This window comes from Mediterraneibacter glycyrrhizinilyticus (assembly GCF_015560805.1).
Classification (GTDB): domain Bacteria; phylum Bacillota; class Clostridia; order Lachnospirales; family Lachnospiraceae; genus Schaedlerella; species Schaedlerella glycyrrhizinilytica_A.
The window spans coordinates 188,808-212,137 of record NZ_JADMSO010000006.1; the positions used below are offsets into that span (position 1 = coordinate 188,808).

At 46.1% G+C, this 23,330-nt stretch carries 21 protein-coding genes; 18 read left to right on the forward strand and 3 right to left on the reverse strand.

Annotated features, from left to right (window positions below):
• The first annotated feature begins 42 nt into the window (after positions 1–42).
• The 5 genes from I2H87_RS08185 (at position 43) to I2H87_RS08205 (ending at position 5,495) form a co-directional block, all read left to right on the forward strand.
• Entirely contained in the window at positions 43–1,017 is a 975-nt protein-coding gene (locus I2H87_RS08185) for an ABC transporter permease (RefSeq protein WP_022151543.1), read from the forward strand.
• A 50-nt stretch (positions 1,018–1,067) separates the two neighbouring features.
• Positions 1,068–2,564, forward strand: coding sequence for a sugar ABC transporter ATP-binding protein (locus tag I2H87_RS08190; protein ID WP_009267979.1), 1,497 nt, complete (start codon positions 1,068–1,070; stop codon positions 2,562–2,564).
• 13 nt (positions 2,565–2,577) lie between these two features.
• Positions 2,578–3,582, forward strand: a complete 1,005-nt coding sequence (locus tag I2H87_RS08195) for an ABC transporter permease (RefSeq protein WP_009267978.1) — start codon at positions 2,578–2,580, stop codon at positions 3,580–3,582.
• Between the two features lie 121 nt (positions 3,583–3,703).
• Positions 3,704–4,849, forward strand: a complete 1,146-nt coding sequence (locus I2H87_RS08200; RefSeq protein ID WP_022151545.1) for a substrate-binding domain-containing protein — start codon at positions 3,704–3,706, stop codon at positions 4,847–4,849.
• Between the two features lie 205 nt (positions 4,850–5,054).
• Positions 5,055–5,495, forward strand: coding sequence for a hypothetical protein (locus tag I2H87_RS08205; protein ID WP_022151762.1), 441 nt, complete (start codon positions 5,055–5,057; stop codon positions 5,493–5,495).
• Between the two features lie 26 nt (positions 5,496–5,521).
• Here I2H87_RS08205 and I2H87_RS08210 read toward each other — a convergent pair whose 3' ends face one another.
• On the reverse strand, positions 5,522–6,367 hold the full coding sequence (locus I2H87_RS08210; protein ID WP_009267975.1) for an AraC family transcriptional regulator: 846 nt from the start codon (positions 6,365–6,367) through the stop codon (positions 5,522–5,524).
• A gap of 179 nt (positions 6,368–6,546) precedes the next feature.
• Here I2H87_RS08210 and I2H87_RS08215 point away from each other — a divergent pair, with 179 nt between their 5' ends.
• From I2H87_RS08215 to I2H87_RS08270, 12 genes are all read left to right on the forward strand, one after another.
• Entirely contained in the window at positions 6,547–8,022 is a 1,476-nt protein-coding gene (locus I2H87_RS08215) for a rhamnulokinase (RefSeq protein ID WP_009267974.1), read from the forward strand.
• A 20-nt stretch (positions 8,023–8,042) separates the two neighbouring features.
• Positions 8,043–9,848: an L-fucose isomerase gene (locus tag I2H87_RS08220; RefSeq protein WP_117551297.1), complete on the forward strand. Its 1,806-nt coding sequence runs from the start codon at positions 8,043–8,045 to the stop codon at positions 9,846–9,848.
• Positions 9,849–9,921: 73 nt separating this feature from the next.
• Positions 9,922–10,368 carry an RbsD/FucU family protein gene (locus I2H87_RS08225; RefSeq protein ID WP_054703753.1) on the forward strand — a complete coding sequence of 149 codons (447 nt, stop codon included), beginning with the start codon at positions 9,922–9,924 and terminating at the stop codon, positions 10,366–10,368.
• Positions 10,369–10,637: 269 nt separating this feature from the next.
• The gene (locus I2H87_RS08230) at positions 10,638–11,420 is read left to right on the forward strand and encodes a glucosaminidase domain-containing protein (RefSeq protein WP_117551299.1); all 783 of its coding nucleotides are present in this window, start codon (positions 10,638–10,640) and stop codon (positions 11,418–11,420) included.
• Positions 11,421–11,483: 63 nt separating this feature from the next.
• Positions 11,484–11,681, forward strand: coding sequence for a small, acid-soluble spore protein, alpha/beta type (locus tag I2H87_RS08235; RefSeq protein ID WP_054703785.1), 198 nt, complete (start codon positions 11,484–11,486; stop codon positions 11,679–11,681).
• 185 nt (positions 11,682–11,866) lie between these two features.
• Positions 11,867–12,550, forward strand: a complete 684-nt coding sequence (locus tag I2H87_RS08240) for a WecB/TagA/CpsF family glycosyltransferase (RefSeq protein ID WP_054703756.1) — start codon at positions 11,867–11,869, stop codon at positions 12,548–12,550.
• A 241-nt stretch (positions 12,551–12,791) separates the two neighbouring features.
• A complete protein-coding gene (locus I2H87_RS08245) occupies positions 12,792–13,883 on the forward strand; it encodes a PucR family transcriptional regulator (protein ID WP_022151759.1) in 1,092 nt (363 codons plus the stop codon).
• Between the two features lie 77 nt (positions 13,884–13,960).
• Complete coding sequence (gene ftsE, locus I2H87_RS08250; protein ID WP_009267966.1) at positions 13,961–14,647, forward strand: cell division ATP-binding protein FtsE; 687 nt, start codon at positions 13,961–13,963, stop codon at positions 14,645–14,647.
• On the forward strand, positions 14,637–15,593 hold the full coding sequence (locus I2H87_RS08255; RefSeq protein WP_117551301.1) for a permease-like cell division protein FtsX: 957 nt from the start codon (positions 14,637–14,639) through the stop codon (positions 15,591–15,593). The genes ftsE and I2H87_RS08255 overlap by 11 nt, the downstream gene beginning before the upstream one ends.
• Positions 15,594–15,697: 104 nt before the next feature.
• Positions 15,698–16,870 (forward strand): murein hydrolase activator EnvC family protein, encoded by a 1,173-nt coding sequence (locus I2H87_RS08260; protein WP_009267964.1) that lies wholly within the window; start codon positions 15,698–15,700, stop codon positions 16,868–16,870.
• A gap of 15 nt (positions 16,871–16,885) precedes the next feature.
• A complete protein-coding gene (locus tag I2H87_RS08265) occupies positions 16,886–18,070 on the forward strand; it encodes a S41 family peptidase (protein WP_195609694.1) in 1,185 nt (394 codons plus the stop codon).
• A 176-nt stretch (positions 18,071–18,246) separates the two neighbouring features.
• Complete coding sequence (locus I2H87_RS08270) at positions 18,247–19,470, forward strand: hypothetical protein (RefSeq protein WP_195609695.1); 1,224 nt, start codon at positions 18,247–18,249, stop codon at positions 19,468–19,470.
• A gap of 95 nt (positions 19,471–19,565) precedes the next feature.
• Here I2H87_RS08270 and I2H87_RS08275 read toward each other — a convergent pair whose 3' ends face one another.
• Together I2H87_RS08275 and I2H87_RS08280 are read right to left on the reverse strand one after the other, a co-directional pair.
• Entirely contained in the window at positions 19,566–20,054 is a 489-nt protein-coding gene (locus tag I2H87_RS08275; RefSeq protein WP_195609696.1) for a GNAT family N-acetyltransferase, read from the reverse strand.
• A gap of 71 nt (positions 20,055–20,125) precedes the next feature.
• Positions 20,126–20,956, reverse strand: a complete 831-nt coding sequence (locus I2H87_RS08280; RefSeq protein WP_022151757.1) for a sugar phosphate isomerase/epimerase family protein — start codon at positions 20,954–20,956, stop codon at positions 20,126–20,128.
• A 189-nt stretch (positions 20,957–21,145) separates the two neighbouring features.
• Here I2H87_RS08280 and htpG point away from each other — a divergent pair, with 189 nt between their 5' ends.
• The gene (htpG, locus tag I2H87_RS08285; RefSeq protein WP_117551323.1) at positions 21,146–23,245 is read left to right on the forward strand and encodes a molecular chaperone HtpG; all 2,100 of its coding nucleotides are present in this window, start codon (positions 21,146–21,148) and stop codon (positions 23,243–23,245) included.
• Positions 23,246–23,330: the final 85 nt, after the last annotated feature.

The following is a 23,330-nucleotide window of genomic DNA, read 5'->3' on the forward strand; positions in this document are numbered from 1 at the left end:
GGACAGAAAACGCGTAATCTTATTGAAGTAGGAGGAAGAAGAGTGGAAAAGATTAAACAAAATCCTTTTGTAAAAAAGGTAGGGTTTAACAGAATCGTCTTATGTTTTGTCTTAATTCTCATGTACGGTCTCTTCTGCGTATTGACGCAGGGAAAATTCGCGGGAATGCAGAGAATTCTGAGCGCCCTTAACTATGCATATTTCCTGGGATTCTTATCATTGGGAGTTACGTTCGTGATCGCAACAGGAGGGATCGACTTCTCGATCGGACCGGTTATGTTCTGCTGTGCGCTTGTTTCAGGTTACAGCCTGACCGCACACGGAGTTCCGATGGGAGCGGCGATCGTGATCAGTATCTTTGTGGGACTGGCATTCGGATTGTTCAATGGTTATCTGGTAGCTTATTGGTCCGTACCATCCTTTATTACTTCGATGGCAAGTATGAACATCGCAAAAGGTCTTGCATCTGTATTTACAAAAACACAGTCCGTCAGCTGGCCGCAGGCTACAGCAGAAGGCGGTTGGTACAGATCCCTGATCAAAGTCGGAGATATTCCGGTGGGACTGTTCATTTTCCTTGCAGTAGCCATTGTCTGTGCGATCATCTTAAACAAGACAAAGATCGGACGTTATATCCTTTCACTTGGAAGCAACAAAGAAGCGGTTCGGCTTTCCGGTGTGGATGTAAAGAAATGGGAGATGATCTCCTACATCATTTGTGGTCTTCTCGTAGGAATCGGAGCGATCTTCTATGTGGCTGCTTACACAACTGTTCAGCCTGGATATGGAGACCAGTACAATAACGAGGCGATCGCGGGATGCGTAATGGGTGGAACATCCATGGCAGGCGGACTTGCTTCGATCAGCGGAACTGTGATCGGTGTGTTCATTATCGCACTGCTCCAGGAGGGAATTCTTGCTCTTGGCTTTACAAAAGATTACCAGCTTATCATCACAGGTGTGATTGTAATCGCCGCTGTATTCAGCGATGTTGTTGCAAGACGCAGAAAGAATTGATAATGTCACATGGCATCTTAGATTGAGAAGAGAAAGGCAAGGGTAAGAGAATGGGCGAAGTTATATTAACGATGAAAGATATTGACAAGTCTTTCCCGGGTGTTCACGCACTGGATCATGTAGATCTGGAAGTCAGAAAAGGTGAAGTCCTTGCTCTGATGGGAGAGAACGGAGCCGGAAAGTCAACACTGATGAAAGTGCTGACAGGTATCTATAAAAAAGATTCCGGTACAATTACATATGAGGGAAAAGAAGTAGAATTTTCCAATACAAGAGAAGCGCAGGATGCAGGTATCGTGATCGTGCATCAGGAGCTGAATATGTTGAGCCACCTGACGGTAGCGCAGAACATTTTCATCGGACGCGAATTCAAAAAAGGAATCCGCATCGATGATAAGAAGATGAATGAAGAAGCAAAGAAACTGTTCGACCGCATGAACATCGATATCGATCCGAGAGAAATGATGGGAAGACTGACAGTCGGAAAACAGCAGATGTGTGAGATCGCAAAAGCAATTTCCCATGACGCAAAAGTTATCATTTTCGATGAGCCGTCGGCAGCGCTGACAGAGACGGAGATCCAGGAATTGTTCAAGATCATCCGTGACTTGAAAGAAAAGGGAATCGGAATCGTCTATATTTCCCACCGTATGGATGAGATCAAAGTGATCACAGACCGTGTAACCGTTATGCGTGACGGTTCTTATGTAGGAACATTGATCACAAAAGACAGTACAAAAGACGATATCATCAACATGATGGTCGGACGTGTGATCTATGAAGATCCGAAGACGGAGAGTACCGTTCCGAAAGATGCACCGGTCGTTCTGAAAGTAGAGCACTTAAATGCAGGCAAGATGGTACAGGATGTAAGCTTTGAACTTCACAAAGGAGAGATCTTAGGATTCTCCGGACTGATGGGAGCGGGACGTACGGAGACGGCGAGAGCACTGTTCGGAGCAGATCCGATGGACAGCGGAGATATTTATGTAAACGGTAAAAAGGTTACGATCAAGAGTCCGCAGGACGCTGTAAAATGCGGCATCGGATATTTGTCGGAGGACAGAAAACGATATGGTATCGTCGTACAGAAATCCGTTGCGGAAAATACGACAATGGCAACGCTTGAGCAGTACATGAAAGGTATTTTCATTGACAAGAAGAAAGAAAAAGAAGTTGCTGAAAAATATGTAGAATCACTTGCTACAAAGACACCGGATGTAGATCAGCTTGTAGTGAATCTGTCCGGTGGTAACCAGCAGAAAGTCGTTATTGCAAAATGGCTGACCAGAGACTGTGACATCCTGATATTCGATGAACCTACCAGAGGTATCGACGTCGGAGCAAAGAATGAGATCTACAAATTGATGAATTCTTTGGCGGCAGAGGGAAAAGCGATCATCATGATCTCCTCTGAAATGACCGAGATCCTCCGTATGAGCGACAGAATCGTCGTAATGTGCGAAGGTAAGAAGACGGGTGAGCTGGATATCTCCGAAGCAACACAGGAGAATATCATGAACATGGCTACACGAGAGATTGAATAGGGAGGAAAGAGTAATGGCAAATAAGACGACTCAGACGGCCGGCACGAAAAGGTCGACAATCGACAGACTGGGAGGACAGAAGTTCATCGTTCTTCTCGTTGTGATCGCATTGTTCATCTTCTTCAGTGTGATGAGCCCGAACTTTAGAAAATATACAACATTCGTAAACATACTTGACTTCTCATATTACATTACCTTGATGGCGATCGGAGTTGCGTTCCCGCTGATGACCGGAGGTGTTGACCTTTCCATCGGTACAGGTCTTGTATGTTACTCACTGGTAGGCGGTTACCTGATCGTATATCAGGGATGGCCGACATGGGCAGGAATGCTTGTCAGCATTTTGATGGGATGTGCAGTCGGTGTACTGAACGGATGTCTGGTAGCATTGATGGATCTGCCGCCGTTTTTGGCAACACTTTGTACTTGTATGATCACCCGTGGACTCGGTTCCATCATTGTCGGCGGTTTCGGAATCTCCTGGCCGGCAGCGGCAGCAGAGGGAGGCTGGTTCAGAAGCATCTTTAAGATCCAGGTGAACGGAACGAACATTCCGATCGGATTTATCTGGATCATCCTGCTGGTGATCTTGATGACATTTGTACTGAATCATACAAAGATCGGACGTTATACACTGGCGATCGGAAGCAACAAAGAAGCGACAAGACTTTCCGGAGTAAACGTAAAATTCTATCACATTTTCGCATATGTGATCTCCGGTTTCTTCGCAGGACTGGCAGCAATTTCTTACTCCGCGATCTTCGCAACGGTTCAGCCGGGAAGCGGAGCCGGATTTGAGCTTGAAGCCATCGGCGGAGCGATTATCGGCGGTGTGTCCATGTCAGGTGGAGCGGGAAGCATCACCGGAACACTGGCAGGTGTATTCGTAATCTGTATGTTGAAGACAGGACTTCCGTTCATCGGACTGACAGCAAACTGGCAGCAGATCATCACAGGTTTCGTGCTGATCGCAGCGGTACTTGTAGATATCTTAAAGAGAAAGAACGAGAAGATGTAATCAGAATTTATCATTCTGTGCAGGAAAATCAATCATGATAGATAGCAGCCGGAAACGGATTTTTCAGCAAAGATGCTGCCGGCTGTTACTATATAAAAATGTCTAAGGAGGACAAGAAAGTATGAAAAAGAAAGTTTTAGCAGTATTACTCGGTGGATGCATGGTAGTCGGAATGCTCGCAGGATGCGGCGGCGGTGGAGACGACGCCAAAAAGGATGAAGGCACTAAGACAGAAGCAACGGATGAAGGAAAAAAAGATGAAAGCAAAGGCGGCGGAGACTATCATTTCGAAGTTGTAGTTAAGAGCTTCCAGTCATCTTACTGGCAGGCAGCTGTTCAGGGAATCGAGCAGGCTGAGGAAGAACTTGGCGTTACAACAAATACAACAGGACCGAACGCTGAGTCAGATATCGCTGATCAGGTAAACATGCTGAACAATGCGATCAATCAGGCTCCGGACGGAATCGCTCTTGCAGCTTGTGACCAGAACTCTGTAATCGAATCTCTGCAGACAGCCCTTGACAAAGGTATCCCGGTAGTATGTTTTGACTCTGGTGTACCGGATGCTCCGGAAGGATCTGTATACGCAACAGTTGTAACAAACAACGGTGCGGCAGGTGCGATCGCAGCAGACAAGATCTACGAAGCAGTAAAAGACAAAATTGCTAACGCAAAAGAGCCGGTTCGTGTAGGTGAAGTTAACCAGGATGCTACATCTGCAAACATCACAGAGCGTGGACTTGGATTCATCAACAGATTCATCGAACTTGCGGAAGCAGACGGAAAGAAATGCGCGGTAGTTGGAAATGACTACTACAAGAACCTTGTAGAGGGAACCGTAGCTGAGGGTGAAGCAGACATCATCATCGAAGTAGCAGTTCCGGCACAGACAACTGTAGAGCTTTGCTCAACAGAAGCTGCCAACATTATGAACAAAGAAGACACGATCGCGATCTTTGGTTCTAACCAGGTATCTGCAGAGGGTGTTCTGACAGCAAACAACAACCTGAACGTACTCGGAAGCGATCCGGAGAAAAACATCATCGCAGCAGGATTTGATGCTGGTTCAGTTATCAAAGCAGCTGTAAAAGACGGTACTCTTCTCGGAGCAGTTACACAGTCTCCTCTGATGCAGGGAAAAATCTCCATCGAGACTCTGTACAAGATCTGTGAGGGTGAAGAAGTATCTGACGTTGAGACAGACGGATACTGGTATGATTCCACAAATATGGAAGATCCGGAAATCTCTCCGAACCTGTATGACTAATCTGTAATACAAACAAATACGGTTGAGACGACCATGAGAACAGGGGGAGCCGAATAAAGCGGCTTCCCTTTTCTTTTTCCGGTTTATCGTTTATAATAAAGACAGCGTGTACCAAAAGCGAACACTTTCAATACTGGTTTAAAAGTGTTCGCTTTGGGTAAGGGAATACAGATGCACAATTTATGGAAATGGCAGGAGGAAGACTATGCTTCAGGGAATTGAAACGATTTTTGATGATTTGGAACAGATGCTGCACCATCTGAAGAAGAAATCTTACGAGGCGAATACAGAAGTATTTGTCCGTGAGAATGGGTTTTATTTTGAGGAAATGAAAGAATATGTGGAAGCCGCCGAAGATAAGGATGCGGCGGTAGAGGAGCTGGCACAATGTTTTGTCAACGCAGTGGACAAGAAGTTTAAGAACAAGAAAGGCAAGATCAATGCACGGACGCAGATGGATCTGAACTTTTTCATGATTTATTATGTATTTCCGACGATCCTGAAGCTGGAGAGTCCGGACGCCAAACGGATCGCAGACGGTATCTGCAAAGTATGGAGCCGGACGTTTAAAGAAAGCGATATCCAATATACAGACTATGACACATTATATGCCTCCTTTCGGGAGAAGATCTTCGGGATCTTCTGATCGTCCCCCGAAAGGAATGCCGGGAACTACCTCAAAAACTTTTTGGGTGTAGTTCCTTTGTATTTTTTAAATGTTTTGATGAAGTAGCTTAAGTCGTTGAAACCGGATCCGTAGGCCACATCCGTGATCGAGAGATTGGTCGTCATCAGCTGATAGCAGGCACGTTCGATCCGATAATAATTGAGATAATCAACGGGGGTGCGGTGGGTCATCTCGTGAAAAAATCGGCAGAAATATTTGGGGGACATGCCGACGCTTTCGGCCATCTCTTCCAATGTGATCGGCTGGTTATAGGAGGACTCCATAAACTCCAGCGCCTGTTTAAGCTGCAGGATCCTGCGGTGTGTGCGCGTCTGTTTTTCCGGAACCGGCTTGTAATCATGTGTGGCGAAAATCGTACCAAAGAGCTGATACATTGCGCCGAGGACAACAAGCTGGTATCCCTCGTTTTTGGAGGCGGAAGCGTCGAAGATGGACCAGACGATCCGGTTGATCCCGGCGCGGGAATCCGGGAAATGATGCGGCAGTTCCACCTGGTGATCGATCACGCGCCGGATCAGCCGGCAGCAGTCGTCGTTCTTGTTCATCAGCACATTCATATCGAAGACAAGACATTCATAGACACAGTTGTCCGGCTCTCCGGCATGGATCGTTCCGGCGGGAATAAAGCAGGAAGAACCAGCTTTCGCGGTATATTCTTCTTCGTCGACGGTCAGCTTCAGAGAACCGCTCAGGATCCGGATCAGTTCAAATTCCACATGCCAGTGAAGTGCCATGATGTATTGCGGGTGTGTCGGGGAAACGTGGTGATATTCGATCGGAAAGTCGGCGGTTCCTCTCTGACGGCTTTCCCTATAATTAATATACTGCATAGAGACTCCTTATCTGTAAGCGTGATGTTTTGCTGTGGATCACGCTTTAAAAATATGTGAATATTGTTATATTTTTTATCATTATAACACAAGTATATTTTGAAAAACAATGTTAGAATAAAGCCAGCAACAGAAATACAGATTCCCTGCGCGATCGCGGGGTGAAAGGAGGTACGTGAGTGAGCGATAAGAAAAGACAGGTACTCGCGTTCGACTTTGGCGGAGGAAGCGGACGGGCAATCCTCGGAAGTCTGGAAAACGGAAAGATCCGGATGGAAGAAGTGCACCGATTCTCCAACGATCCGGTTATTTTGAATGACACGATGTACTGGGATACGCTGCGGCATTTCTTTGAGATCAAACAAGGAATTGTAAAAGCAAAACAAAAAGGCGGATTTGACAGTATAGGTATTGATACATGGGGAGTGGATTTTGGGCTTCTCGATGAACACGGCGCATTGCTGGAGAGTGCCGTGCATTACAGAGATGACCGGACACTCGGAATGCAGAAGGAAGTATTCAAAGCGATCCCGAAAGATGAGGTTTATCGTCTGACGGGACTTCAGTTTGAAAACTTTAATACCATTTTCCAGTTGTATTCACTGGTTCAGAAAAGACCGTGGCTTCTGGAAAAGGCAGATACACTTTTATTGACGCCGGATCTGTTTAACTATTTCCTGACAGGAGAGAAGAAAGCGGAATATACGATGGCGGCGACGACTCAGCTTTTGGATGCCAATACAAAAGAATGGTGTGAACCGATTTTGGAGGCACTTCGGATTCCGAAGAAGATCCTGCCGGAAATCGTTCCGAGCGGAACGGTTGTCGGCACTCTGAAACCGCAGATCTGTGAGGAACTGGGGGTAGAGCCGGCGAAAGTGATCGCGATCACGGGACATGACACGCAGAGCGCAGTCGTATCCGTTCCGACACAGGAGAAAGATTTTATCTTTATCAGCTGCGGCACTTGGAGTCTGTTTGGAACCGAACTGGACGGACCGGTCATCGGAGAGAAATCTCTGGAGTGTAATGTCAGCAACGAGGGCGGCTACGGAGACACAACGACCCTTTTGAAGAATATCATCGGTCTCTGGCTTGCACAGGAAAGCAGAAGACAGTGGATCAGAGAAGGAAAAGAATACTCGTTTGGAGAACTGGAGAAGATGGCGCTTGAAGCAGAGCCGTTCCAGAGTTTCATCGATCCGGATGCGCCGGAATTTGTAGCGGCGGGGAACATTCCGGAGCGTATCCGTGAATTTTGCCGCAGAACGGGACAGAAAGTACCGGAGACGATCGGCGAGATCATGTGCTGTATCAACCAGAGTCTGGCGATGAAGTACAGATATGCACTGGAACAGATCGAATCCTGCACCGGAAAACATTATCCGGTCATCAACATGATCGGCGGCGGAATCCAGAGCAAACTGCTCTGTCAGATGACAGCGGGAGCAGCGGGACGCAAAGTGATCGCGGGACCGGTAGAGGCAACCGCGCTGGGTAATATTGCGGTACAGCTGATGGCGCTCGGCGAGATCAAAGACGTCGCGGAAGCGAGAAAGATCATTGCAGATTCAGAAACTACATATGAGTATCTCCCGCAGGACGCGGAAAAATGGGATGCTGCATATGAGAAATTTAAAACTTTTATTCATTAGAATCAAGGAGGAAACTAACTATGGCAAAATCAAGATTGATCGGTGACTACCCGGTAATTGGAATCAGACCTACAATTGACGGAAGAAGAGGTGTGCTGAAAGTTCGTGAATCTCTGGAAGAGCAGACAATGAACATGGCAAAATCCGCCGCAAAACTGTTTGAGGAAAACTTAAGATATACAAACGGCGAGCCGGTAAAAGTTGTCATTGCAGATACAACGATCGGACGTGTGGCTGAATCGGCAGCATGTGCGGACAAATTCAAAAAAGAGGGCGTTGACATTACACTGACAGTTACACCATGCTGGTGCTACGGCGCAGAGACAATGGATATGGATCCGATGACGATCAAAGCTGTATGGGGATTCAACGGAACAGAGAGACCGGGAGCAGTTTACCTTGCATCCGTACTGGCTACACATGCACAGAAAGGACTTCCGGCATTCGGAATCTACGGACACGATGTATGTGAAGCGGACGATACAGAGATTCCGGAAGATGTAAAAGAGAAACTGTTGAGATTCGGACGTGCGGCAGTTGCGGCAGCGACCATGAGAGGAAAATCCTATCTGCAGATCGGTTCCATCTGTATGGGAATCGGCGGATCCATCATCGATCCGGCATTCATCGAGGAATACCTTGGAATGCGTGTAGAATCTGTTGACGAGGTGGAGATCATCCGTCGTATGACAGAGGGAATCTACGACGAAGCAGAATACCAGAAAGCTCTTGCATGGACAAAAGAGAAATGCAAGATCGGTTTTGATAAGAACCCGGCAGAACTTCAGAAGTCCGATGAGGCGAAAGAAGCTGATTGGGAATTTGTTGTTAAGATGATGTGCATCATCAAAGACCTGATGAACGGAAACGAAAACCTGCCGGAGGGATGCGAAGAAGAGAAAGTCGGACACAACGCACTGGCAGCCGGATTCCAGGGACAGAGACAGTGGACAGACTTTTATCCGAACTGTGACTTTGCAGAGGCAATGCTCAACACTTCCTTTGACTGGAACGGAGCAAGAGAGCCGTACGTTCTGGCAACAGAGAACGACGTTCTGAACGGACTCGGAATGATGTTCAGTAAACTGCTCACAAACTCCGCACAGATCTTTGCGGACGTTCGTACATACTGGAGCCCGGAGGCTGTTAAGAAAGCAACCGGCGGATACGAGCTGGAGGGCAAAGCAAAAGAAGCAGGCGGATTCATCCATCTGATCAACTCCGGAGCAGCTTGTCTGGATGCAAACGGACAGGCAAAAGATGCGGACGGAAATGCAGTCATGAAACCGTGGTATGAAGTGACGGAGGAAGATCAGGATGCGATCATGAACGCAACAACATGGAACTACGCAGACCTTGGATACTTCCGTGGCGGCGGATACTCATCCAGATTTGTAACAGAGGCTGAGATGCCTGTGACAATGATCCGTCTGAACCTTGTAAAGAATTTAGGACCGATGCTGCAGATCGCAGAGGGATGGACTGTAAAACTTCCGGATGAAGTGACAGACGTACTGTGGAAGAGAACAGACTACACATGGCCATGTACATGGTTCGCACCGAGAGTAACAGGAGAGGGTGCATTCAAGACTGCTTACGATGTAATGAACAACTGGGGTGCTAACCACGGTGCGATCAGCTACGGACATATCGGAGCAGATCTGATCACACTTTGCTCGATCCTCAGAATTCCGGTAGCTATGCACAACGTACCGGAAGAAAAGATCTTCCGTCCGGCATCATGGAATGCGTTCGGTATGGACAAAGAGGGTGCTGATTACAGAGCATGCCAGGCTTACGGACCGATGTACAAGACAATTAAATAATATTGAAATGAAAAACAGAGAAAGGAGCGCTCTTCAGGGTGCTCCTTATCTAAAATCAGAGGAGGATATGATCATGTTAAAAGGAATTCCGAAAATTTTATCACCGGAACTGTTGATGGTGTTGGCTGAAATGGGACACAGCGATCGTATTGTCATTGCAGACGGCAATTTCCCGGCGGAATCGATGGGAAAGGACAGCATTGTGATCCGCTGTGACGGACATGGCGTTCCGGAGATCTTAGATGCGATCCTGCAGGTATTTCCATTGGATACTTATGTAGAAAAACCGGTGAACCTGATGCAGCTGATGCCGGGAGATGTAGGCAAGGTGGAGACACCGATCTGGGATACTTATAAAGAAATCGTGGCAAAACATGACGAACGTGGAGCGGATGCGATCGGAAACATCGAGCGGTTCGCATTTTATGATGAGGCAAAAACCGCCTATGCGATCATCGCGACCGGAGAGTCTGCAATTTACGCAAATGTCATGCTGCAGAAAGGCGTTGTAACAGACTAGAAAGAGTAGTTTCTGCCCGTAAGATGTCAAGGGCATTATGTAGCTGCTCCAGATGATTTGTTCGGAGAATAAGAGGAAAGAAAAGAAAGGAAACGGACCGGCAGCGGAACGTTTCCTTTCTTTATTATAAGTGTTTCTTCTTGAAGGGAAAAGGCATGGTGTGATAGAATCATTCATAGATTTAAGAAGGAGCGACTGCGTCAGAGCACAGGGAAAAGGGTTCTTTATGCACTGACATTGACAGGACAGTGAGAAGAGAGGGAAACCGGATGGATCATAAAAAACAGCAAAGTATGCGGATGGTATGGTTGGAGATCGGACTTGCCGTTTTGCTTGCCGTCGTGCTTGGAGTCGGTGGAGCATGGCTTACCGGGCGGGATACCGTGCAGAAAGAAAGTAAAAATGAGCAGAACAGAAGCAACCAGACAAACAGTGTAAATACGGATGCGCAGACAAATGATGTGCAGGTGGATGATACACAGACAAAGGAGATGGCGCAGGAGGCGACCGACCAGTATCCGATCATGGGGAGCAGCCCGGTGACAGTCGCGCAGATGAAAGCATATTTTGAGACTGCAAACGTCCCATACCCGGCGGAAGCGCTTGCAAAAGGAGGAGCGGACACGATAGAAACATTTTGTCAGATTTATTATGAGGAGGCGTCTGCAGAGGGTGTGCGTCCGGAAGTTGCGTTTGTGCAGACGATGAAAGAGACGAACTGGCTGCAGTACGGCGGAGATGCTTCTATTGAGCAGTTCAATTTTGCAGGGCTCGGAACAACCGGAGGGGGCGTTCCGGGAAATTCCTATCCGGATGTAAGAACCGGGATCCGCGCCCAGATCCAGCATTTGAAAGCTTATGCGACAACCGATGTTCTGGCGCAGGAATGTGTGGACGACCGTTATGAATATGTGACGAAAGGCAGCGCCCCGTATGTGGAATGGCTTGGACAAAAAGAGAATCCGAAAGGATACGGATGGGCAACAGACGAAAATTACGGATATTCCATCGTGGAAATGATCCGCGTGATGGAACAGCTTCCTGCAAAGTAAAAGAAGTATGAAATCCCTTTTTCAGGCAATACTCAAAAGAAAAGAAGAAAGAGGGAGTTTATGATGTCTTCAAAGAAACAGAAACCGATCGATCTGCGAAATCTGGAACCCGAGGAAAAAATGAAGTATGAGATTGCGGAAGAGCTGGGACTTCTGGACCGCGTTTTGGCAGAGGGATGGAAAGGATTGACGTCCAAAGAAACAGGGCGTATCGGAGGGCTTGTGACAAAGAGAAAACGGGAACAGAGAAAAACGGTGTGAGCAGGGACACTTAGATGTCGAAAATGTAAATAAAATGTAAAAAAGCTTGCGGAATGTAAGAATTTTTGGTACAATTGTACGACTGCTATCAGTGGAGAACCGATGAAGACGGTGACCGTTGAGGGCAGATTTAGCACGGAGTGATGAATGAGAAAGGCAGTACGCCGGGGATAGGTGAATGTAGAATGAAACGGGATATTAATATATTTGGCATTGAACTGACCGGGCTTACCGCGAAAGAAGCGATGAAGCAGGTCATGGATTTTATGACCGGGGAGACCGTCAGCACTGTAGAGATCGTGACCATGGAGATGCTCGTCAGAGGACAGGATGATGCTGTATGGAAAGAACAGCTTCAAAAACTGGATCTTTTGATACCCGGGGAAAGCGAGATTTTGAAAGCGGCGGGAGCAGATGAGCGGGAACTGGTGAAAGATCTGGAGAATCATACATTTATCCGTATGCTTTTGAAGTACTTCCAGAAGAATAAGAAGAGGATTTTTCTGGTTGCCGGAAGCGAGGAAGATCTTGCCGGGCTGAAAGCTTCTTTGAATCTGTATTGCAAAGGGCTGATCATTGCGGGAAAAGCGGTGCTTCCGGATGATATAAACCTTGCCGAGAGTGTGATCAATGAGATCAACGGTGTAGATATGGATTGTGTCTTGTCGGTACTTCCGGCTCAGAAAGAAGCTTCTTTTATCACGGGTAGCCGCGCGCTTCTGGATGCGAGGCTTTGGATCGGCGGAGGATCTTTTCTTTTGCAGAAGAGTGAAAAGCCCAAAGCATCGGGGAAAGTACGGCAGTTCCTACTGAAACGGATTTTCCGGTATCGTGTTGAAAAGCAGAATCAGGAAAGCAAAAATGATTGATTTTGTTTATTTTGTATAGATAGCGTCGGTTTGAGGCGTGTTTCCCCTTGTACACTGACGCTGCGTTCGGAAGATGAAAAATGGGAATATGAGGAAATGCATAAAAATGTGGATTTCCTCTTTATTTTTTGGGCTGTTTGCATTAAAATATAGTGTATATATGTATGAGATTATGGATGCAAAAGAAGAAAAATTGTGAAAAATGCACATAAGTGTCAAAGGATGATCGGAGGAGGCAGTCATGATTACAAATCAAATACTTCTTAACACAATTGAGGGATTAAAAGGAATCTCAAGGGTAGATTTCTGTATTTTCGATACGGAGGAGAAGGTGCTGGCCAGTACGTTCGAGGACAGCCAGATGTTTGAGGGCTCAGTCCGGTCATTTGTGGAATCACAGGCCGAAAGTCAGGTGATCCAAGGCTATCAGTTCTTTAAGATTTTTGATGAACAGCAGTTGGAATACATTCTGCTTGTGGAGGGAGACAGCGAGAATTCCTATATGATCGGCAAGATGGCGGCATTCCAGATCCAGAACCTTTTGGTTGCCTATAAAGAACGGTTTGACAAGGATAATTTTATTAAAAATTTATTGCTTGACAACTTACTTTTGGTGGACATTTACAATCGCGCCAAAAAATTACATATTGACACAGAAGTAAAACGTGTTATCTTTATTATTGAGACATCGCACGAAAAGGACAGCGCTGCCCTTGACAATGTGAGAGTGCTTCTCGGCGGAAGACCGAAAGATTTTATTACGGCAGTGGACGAGAGGAATATCATTGTTGTGAAAGAATTGTCTCCGAAAGACGGAAGCAGAGAATTGGACCGGATGGCAAAAGAGATGCTCGCAACGCTGAAAGAAGAAAGCGGCGACGAACATATCCATATCGCATACGGAACAGTTGTGAATGATATCAAGGAAGTTTCCAAGTCTTACAAGGAGGCGAAGCTGGCGCTTGATGTGGGTAAGATATTTTTCGATGAGAAAGATATTGTTGCTTACAGTACTTTGGGGATCGGACGTCTGATCTATCAGCTTCCGCTTCCGTTGTGCAAGATGTTCATCAGAGAGATTTTCGAGGGGAAATCGCCGGATGAGTTCGACGAGGAAACACTGGCTACGATCAATAAGTTCTTTGAGAACAGCCTGAACGTATCGGAGACTTCCCGGCAGCTTTATATTCACAGAAACACACTCGTTTACAGACTCGACAAGCTGCAGAAGAGCACCGGTCTGGATCTGCGTGTGTTTGAAGATGCGATCACATTTAAGATCGCGCTGATGGTTGTGAAATATATGAAGTATATGGAGACCCTGGAGTATTGATCATTTTACAGACAGGGGAGCCCGTACGGCATGGGGACGGGATAGACACTAAGGAGTAAAATAATTAGGAGGAGCATATGATTGAGTTAAAGAACGTCACGAAAGAGTACTCAAAAGGACATGCCGCTCTGAACGGAGTATCCGTGAAGATTGAAAAAGGCGAGTTCGTATTCATTGTAGGTGACAGTGGATCAGGGAAGTCTACATTGATTCGTCTGATCATGAAAGAGCTGGATCCGACAGAGGGGACGATCATCGTGAATGGACAGAACCTGAATCGAATGAAACACCGTAATATTGCAAAATACAGAAGAGGTCTTGGAGTCGTATTTCAGGATTTCCGTCTGCTGAATGACAGAAATGTCTATGAGAATATCGCATTTGCACTGCGTGTGACAGAGACACCGAGCCGCGTGATCAAGAGAAAAGTTCCGGCGGCATTGTCTCTCGTAGGTCTTGCGCAGAAATATAAGTCTAATCCGAAAGAACTTTCCGGCGGAGAGCAGCAGAGGGTTGCGATCGCCCGTGCGATCGTGAATGAACCTGCGATCCTTCTGGCAGATGAGCCGACCGGTAACCTGGATCCGACGAATTCGTGGGAGATCATGAGTCTTCTGAAAGAAGCGAACGACAGAGGGACAACGGTACTTGTAGTTACACATAACCAGGAGATCGTCAATGAGATGAACGAGCGTGTAATTACGATGAAACAAGGCGTAATCGTAAGTGATGAACGAAAAGGTGGGTATACAAATGAGGATTAGTACAATTGGATATGTTGGAAAACAGGGTGTGAAGAACATCGGAAGAAACAAGATGTTTTCTGCTGCTTCCATTGCAACGATGTCGGCATGTATCTTTCTGTTCGGACTGTTTTTCTCGATCATCATGAACTTTCAGTATATTATCAAGTCCGCGGAAGAGGGCGTTGCGATCACGGTCCTTTTTGAGGAAGATGCGACCGATGAACAGATCAAAGAGATCGGGGAACAACTGAAAAGCAGGGATGACGTTTCCGAGGTGAAATATGTTTCTGCGGATGAAGCGTGGGATAGATTCCAGAAAGATTATTTCAAGGGCAACGAGGAACTGGCGGAGGGATTCAAAGATGATAATCCGCTTGCAGGTTCCGATAACTATGAAGTTTACATGAAAGTGCTCGATGAGCAGGATGATGTCAATATTATTTCCAAGAGCCGTTCGCTGTCAAAGACGCAGCAGGATCTTGTAAAATTTGCAAAAGGGCTGGACGGTGTACGTCAAGTCAACAAATCCGATGTTGTGGCGAATACATTGTCGAGTGTGAACGTATTGGTCGGCTATGTATCGATCGCGATCATTTTGATCCTGTTGGGCGTATCGATCTTCCTGATCAGCAATACGGTCACGATGGGTATCACGGTCAGAAAAGAAGAAATCGCGATCATGAAGTATATCGGAGCCAAGGACTTTGTCGTGCGGTCGCCGTTTGTGATCGAAGGTCTGATCATGGGATTATTCGGAGCGGTGATCCCGCTGGCACTTTTGTATGTGCTTTACGGAAAAGCGGTAGGATTTATTCTGGAGCGGTTCAGTATCTTGAATAACATCATTACGTTCCTCCCGGTAGACAGTGTGTACCGTTATCTGCTTCCGATCGGTCTTCTGATGGGAGTGGGAATCGGATTTGTAGGAAGTTTCTTTACAGTCCGCAAGCACTTGAAAGTCTGATAAAAGCAGAGAAGCGTAGGGGAACTCTCTGTGAAAGAACGGGGAATGGACGATAAGAGTGACGTTGCTTTTGGCACAGAAGAAAGATATAAGGGTGAGTATAAATGAACAAAAGAACAAAGAGAATCTTAAGCGGCGGTCTGATTTTTGTGATGAGTTTCGGTATGGTCATCAATGTAAATGCAACGACGATCGATGAGGCACAGCAGAAAGCGGATGCGCTTGAGCAGCAGAAAAGCACGGCTGAGGCGGAGAAGAATTCGCTGAATACCCAGTTGAATACCATCTTAGGCGAGATGGAAGACGCACAGACGAAGCTCGCAGATAAGCAGACCGAGATCGAGGAAGCGGAGGAAGCGCTCGTACAGGCAAAGGTCGAAGAGAATACGCAGTACCAAAGTATGAAAAAGCGTATCAAGTATATGTATGAAAATGGAAATTCCCAAGTGATCGAGCTTTTGATGGAAAGTGAGAATATCGGAGAATTTCTGAATAAGGCAGAGTATATTTCACAGATTTCCGAGTATGATAGAGATATGCTTGATGAGTTTCAGGCTGTTGTAAAAGAAGTGGAAGCAGAAGAAGCAGCGCTTCAGACAGAGTATGAGGAACTCGAAGTGCTCAGGGACGATCTGCTTGTAAAACAGTCGAATCTGGAAAGTCTTTTGAGTGAAAAGAATCTCCAGATCTCGGATCTGGAGAAACAGATCGGTGACAATGCGGCACTTTTGCAGGATCTGATCGCACAGGCTGAGGCAGAGCGTCTGAAACAGGAACAGGCAGCAGCCGCGGCGGCTGCCGCAGCTCAGCAGGCTGCACAGCAGCAGGCAGCGCAGAATTCCGGCAATTCCGGCGGCGGAAGCAGTTATGTACCGCCTGTAATCGACAATGTGGTGAGTGGGAACGGACAGTTTACGAATCCGTGTCCGGCAGGATATGTATCCAGTACGTTCGGATACCGTGATTTTGATTCTTCTTTCCATAAAGGTCTGGATCTGGCAGCACCGGAGGGAACACCTACATATGCGGCAGCCGATGGAGTGGTTCTGATCGCAGGATGGAGCGACAGCGCCGGTAACTGGATCGTTATCGATCATGGAAATGGATTTGTCGGTAAATATATGCATCATTCGGGACTGTTAGTCAGTGCCGGACAGACAGTTACGAAAGGACAGCCGATCGGATTGGTGGGAAATACCGGCAATTCTTTCGGAGCGCATCTGCATTTCCAGCTTGAACTGAACGGTGCACCGGTAGACCCGCAAGCATATTTCTAAAAGGTTGGGGCAAGGATGAAAAAAGATAAAGAATTTTTCAGGGGGGCGCTGATAGGCGCCCTCGCTATGTTTTGTGTGATCGCAGGTGGAAATGCACTTTGGAAATGGGCGTCCATGGCTGGATTTCTGCCGGAGTCATTATCTGCCACATCGGAGGTGGAGAATAAGCTGTATTTGTTGGAACAGATGGTAGATAAATATTATCTGTATCATGATGAGATCGATAAGGATACACAGGCAGAGGGCATTTATACGGGATATATGGCAGGTCTGATGGATCCATATACAACTTATTATACAGAAGAGCAGACAGAAGAACTGATGCAGGGGATTTCCGGCGAGTTTACGGGAATCGGAGCGACGATGACGCAGGATTTGGAGAACAAAACGACAAAGATCACAGATATTGAAAAGGGATCTCCGGCAGAAGAAGCCGGGCTGCAGGCAGGAGATCTTGTTGTGCAGGTAGACGACCATAAGATCGTTGATGAAAGTCTGGATGAAATTGTAAAATGGGTTCGCGGAAAGGAGGGGACGGAAGTTACGCTTCATATTGTCCGCGGAGAGGAAGAACTGAGTTTTACAATGACGCGGCGCGTGATCCAGCAGAACACTGTGGAATATGAGATGAAAGACGGGCAGGTCGGCTATATTTATGTGAAAGAATTTGACGAGGTGACAGCGTCACAGTTTGAGACGGCGTTAAATGATCTGGAAGCACAGGAGATGAACGGATTGGTCATTGATATCCGGGATAATCCGGGCGGAAATCTGGACACGGTTGTTGAGATGCTTCGGCAGATCCTGCCGGAGGGCGTGATCGTTACGACAAAGGACCGGGATGGAACCGCAGAAGAATATACATGCGATGGGGCACATGAATTTACAAAACCTCTTGCGGTATTAGTCAATGGATCGAGCGCCAGCGCATCCGAAGTATTTGCGGCGGCGGTCAAAGACTACGGGATCGGTACGATCGTCGGGGAAACGACATTTGGAAAAGGCGTGGTACAGGATGTGATCGGACTGCGGGACGGAAGCAGCGTCAAGATCACGACCGCAGAATATTTCCCGCCGAGCGGAGAAAGCATCAATAAAAAAGGCGTGAAGCCGGATGTGGAGATTGAATTTGAGCAGGATCCGAACGATCCGGAGGCGGATAACCAACTGGAAAAAGCACTTGAGATCGTGAGACAATAACGTTGTTGATCATCTGCCAAAACAGAAAGTGAAAATGTGAAAAGACATTGCGAAAAAAGGTTTCAATGTGGATAACAGGAATCTTTTTGGCAATGTCTTTTTTGCTTGCGTGTTGAATAAAAACAAGGTAAATTAATAGTAAAGGATTGGAAATTCAGATGAGGCAGGTGAACGATATGGGGAAAAAAGATCGGTGTTATCTTTGTGGGGCAAAATTACAGAACGGATATTGTAAGGAGTGTGGTCTGGATAATCGACGAAGCCAGAAAATCCGTTACAGGCTGAATGAGAGCAACGCGACAAAGAAAAATGACTCCTTTGAGGAAATGGCAGAGGAACAGCGTGAGACGGAGACTCGGAACATACAAAAATATAAGGCAGCACAGCAACGGGCGTGGTCGAAAACGGGCGGCGCAGGTCAATGGAAAAAAGCAGGAACTCGCCAGACAATGCAAAAAGGAACGGCTGGCGGCGGCTTCCGGCTTGAGAGAGCTTTGAACTTTGAAAAAAAGAAAAACATGAACGGGGAGAAAGGAATCAGCAGAAAAACAGCCGCATTTATGATCGGAGGAATCGGTTTCGTGGTTCTTATGATCGCACTGATGTATTCTGCTATGGAAGCAGATTTATCCTACTACGGAGAAACGAATATGACCGTTGAGTATTCGGAAGAGTCCGGAAGCGGTTTTTCAGAACCGGAAGAGAGCGGGGAACTTGTCGCTTTAGAAGATCCCCATTCTTATGAATTTGTAAGCAGAGAACTGGATGAATCGGGGGATACATATATAGAGGAACTGGAGTACGGGGAGTACATTGTCGGTTCACAGATCCCGGAGGGTATTTATACGATCAGATTGAAAGAGGGAAGCGGATATGTGAATGTGGACGATGCGGAGAATACGATTTATTTATGGCAGGATTTCGGGACAGACACAAAATATGACGAGCTCCTTGAGTGGCAGGATGTCCGGTTGTACGAAGGAGCGATCGTTGAGATCAGCGATAATGTGACGCTGGAGTTTTCCTCTGAGAATGCACAGACGTCGGATCTGAAGATGAAAGAAAATCCAAATGTGGAGGAATGTGCATTTTCGTTAGAAACAGAGGATAAAATCGTGGCAGGGAAAGACTTTGAGCCGGGAGTTTATGATGTTTCGATTCCGGAGTGGAATGGGTGGGGTGTTTTATACTTGAAAGTGAAGACAACCGATCCATATGACGAAGACGGTTATTATGAGACATCGATCTGGCTGGATGGAGGGGAGTCGGGAAAGACTTACCATAATCTTTACTTATCAGACGGTGCGGAGATTTATATAGAGGGAGATCCGGCAGAATTTGTGCCGAGCGAGAAGATCGCGGATATTGATTATAAGGAATATTATGAAAAATATCATTAAACAGGATCGGCAATCACCGGAAGTGCCAAAAGGCACATTCCGGGATTGTAAGTAGTCGCCAAGGTCTCGGGCAAGCACGGACTTTGGCTCGTCGCCTATACAGTTACTTCCATAATATAGTCATCCATCACAAATCCGTTTCCGATATCGGCAACCTGTGTATCCACGGTTTCAAATCCCAGATGGCGGTAGACAGCCAGGGAATTATCATTGTGTTTGTTACAGGTCAGCCAGATCGCAGTTAAGCCGCGTTCCCGGCACAGTTGCTTTAAAAATTCAAATACGTTTGTAGCCAGGTGTTTTCCCCGTGCCTCTTTTTTCAGATAAAGTTTGGAGAGGAAGAGCTTTCCGTTTTCCGGATGGATGCCGCAGTAGCCGCAAAATCCGTCCTGATCGAAAATTCGGTAGTATTCATATCCATTTTCAATCTGTTCTTTCAAAGCGTTGAAAGATTGAAATTTTTCTACCATATAAATAACCTGTTCCTTTCCGATGATCGGTGTGAAATGCTGGTGCCAGATTATTTCTGCGAGATCGGCGATCGTTTGGATCTCTTCTTCGGTTGTTGCCTGCTCAATATGCATTGTCATCATCTCCCAATAAATCTTTTCTTTGGATGTATTTGGTTCATATGGTCAGATCCGATCATATGAAATTAAATCTGGGTGCGGTAGTAGTCCAGATCTGCCTGAAGATACTCCAGACGTTTTCCCTCCGGTGCGTATTCACGTTCTACAATATATGCCTGACATCCGTGACGGTCGGCAGTTTCTTTGAGTACTTTCCAATCGACGAGCCCTTTTCCGGCGACACAATTGGTCTTGTCCATCTCTTCCATCTGACGTTTTAACTCTTCCGGAAGAACAGGCATTCCCTTTTCGTCTTTTGGGACGCTTCCGAAATCGATCGGCTGCTGCGGTCCGATGACGCGGTCGCTTTCTTTCACATGGATCAGTTTGATACGACCACTGTATTGTTCGACAAGTGCAAGCGGATCGAATCCTGCGGCAGCGCACCAACCGGCATCCAGTTCAAAGCTGACATATTTCGGATCCGTTTCTTCCATCAAGATATCGATGACTTTCTTATCTTCGCATGGAAGAAATTCCTGTGTGTGGTTGTGATAAGTTAAAGTCAGCCCGTTTTCTGCGCATGCTTTTCCGAGACGATTTAATTTGCCGGCAAATGCATGAACTGCGTCATCATTGAGCATCGTTTCCATTCCGATCCCAATGAATTTCATGTCAAGAGCATTGGCAAGAGGAATGAGCTGTTCTACCATATCGGAAGTCGGCGCATGCATTGAGATCGGTTCCAGATGATATTCGTCAAGAAGTGATTTCAGTTCTTCTGCCGGGATCGCCAGAAGCGGTCCGAACAGTTCGACACCGTCATATCCCATCTCTGCTGCAAGTCTTAAGTTCTCACGGCTGTCGTTCATCGTGCCGTCCATAAAAGAATACATTTGCAAATAAATTTTTCCCATAGTATTTCTCCCTCGTATTTTTTCTTTTTATTTTATCGCAATCAGGAGAGAAATTCCATACATACATATAGAAAGTTTTAAAATTATTAGCACTCACTAAAAATGAGTGCTAAATTTCTATTGACTTTTGAGTATGCCTGTATTAGAATACCCAATAGAGAGTTCAGAGTACAGAAAGGAGTCTTATTCATGGGAACAAAAAGAGGTAATTTATCAATCGACAGTGAAAATATATTTCCGATCATTAAGAAATGGGTGTATTCGGATCATGACATTTTTATGAGAGAGCTCGTTTCCAATGGCTGCGATGCGATCACGAAGCTGAAAAAGCTGGATATGATGGGAGAATATGAGCTTCCGGACGATTACAAAGGCAAGATCCAGGTACTGGTGAATCCGGAAGAGAAGACGCTGAAGTTTATTGATAATGGTTTGGGAATGACTGCGGAAGAGGTAGAAGAATATATCACACAGATCGCATTTTCCGGAGCAACCCAGTTCCTTGAGAAATATAAAGATAAAACGACAGATGATGAGATGATCGGACATTTTGGTCTGGGATTCTACTCTGCATTTATGGTTGCGGACGAAGTGCATATCGATACACTTTCTTACAAAGATGGGGCTGCGTCGGTACACTGGGTAAGCCAGGGCGGTACAGAGTACGAGATGCAGGACGGCAGCAAGACGGAAGTGGGAACAGAGATCACACTGTTCTTGAATGAAGATTGTCTGGAATTTGCAAATGAGTACCGGGCAAGAGAGGTTCTGGAAAAATATTGTTCCTTTATGCCGGTTGAGATCTTCCTTGCAAAAGAGAATGCAGAACCGGAATATGAGACGATCGATGAAGAGGACGTCCTTGATACGGACGAGGTCGTTGAGCATATTACAGAGGAAGTAAAAGAGGGCGAAGAGGGTGAGCCGAAGAAGAAAGCGAAGATCGTGAAACGCCCGGTATCGTTAAGTGATACAAAGCCGCTCTGGACGAAAAATCCAAGTGAGTGTTCAAAAGAAGATTATATTGATTTTTACAGGAAAGTCTTCATGGACTACAAAGAGCCTTTGTTCTGGATCCATTTGAATATGGACTATCCGTTCAACCTGAAAGGAATCTTATATTTCCCGAAGATCAATACCGAGTATGATTCTGTGGAGGGCAAGATCAAACTGTACAACAATCAGGTGTTTATCGCGGATAACATCAAAGAAGTGATCCCGGAATTTTTGATGGTATTGAAAGGCGTGATCGACTGTCCGGATCTGCCACTGAACGTATCGAGAAGCGCGCTGCAGAACGATGGATTTGTCAATAAAGTTGCCGATTACATTTCCAAGAAAGTGGCAGATAAATTGAACGGAATGTTCAAGACAGACCGTGAGAATTACGAGAAATACTGGGATGACATCAGTCCGTTCTTAAAGTTCGGATGTCTTAAAGACGAGAAGTTCGGCAATAAGATCAAAGATTCGATGCTGTATAAGAATCTTGGCCACAAATATCTGACACTGGAAGAGTATTTGAAGGAAACAGCTGATCCGGCGGACGAAGAAAATACAGATGCCGAAAACACGGCAGAAACTGCGGATACTTCAAATGCGGAGAATGCCGGAGACACAGCAGCAGAAAACACAGACAAGACAGCAGATGCAGATTCCGAGGAAGAAAAGAAAGAGGAACAGACTGTCGTTTACTATGTGACAGATGAACAGCAGCAGAGCCAGTACATTAAGATGTTTAAAGAGCAGTCACAGGATGCGGTAATCTTGACGCATAATATCGACACTCCGTTTATCACTTATATGGAGCAGCACAATGAGAACATCAAATTCCAGCGGATCGATGCGGATGTGCATGATTCACTGAAAGACGAGGTGACGGAGGAAGAAAAAGAGAGCTTCCGGAAGACAACCGAAAGTCTTGTTGAGATTTTCAGAAAAGAGCTGGACAATGAAAAGCTTGACGTTAAAGTGGAGAAACTGAAAGACGATCAGGTCGCTTCCATGGCAGTTCTTTCCGAGGAGTCCAGACGTATGCAGGAAATGATGCGCATGTACGGTATGGCAGGTATGGATCCGGGAATGTTCGGAAGTCAGATCACATTGATCCTGAATGCAAACCATCCGCTTGTACAATTCGTTGTGGAACATAAGAGAAGCAAGAGTGTTCCGATCATCTGTAAACAGTTATATGATCTGGCGATTCTGGCGCACAAGCCGCTGAATCCGGAAGAGATGACGGCATTTGTACAGAGAAGTAATGAGATCATGATGCTTCTGACAAAATAAAAAATAAACTATAAATGAGCAAGTTCGTGATTTTGCATAAAAGAAAGACACCTTAAATTCGATAGTGTTGTATAATGAAAGTGAC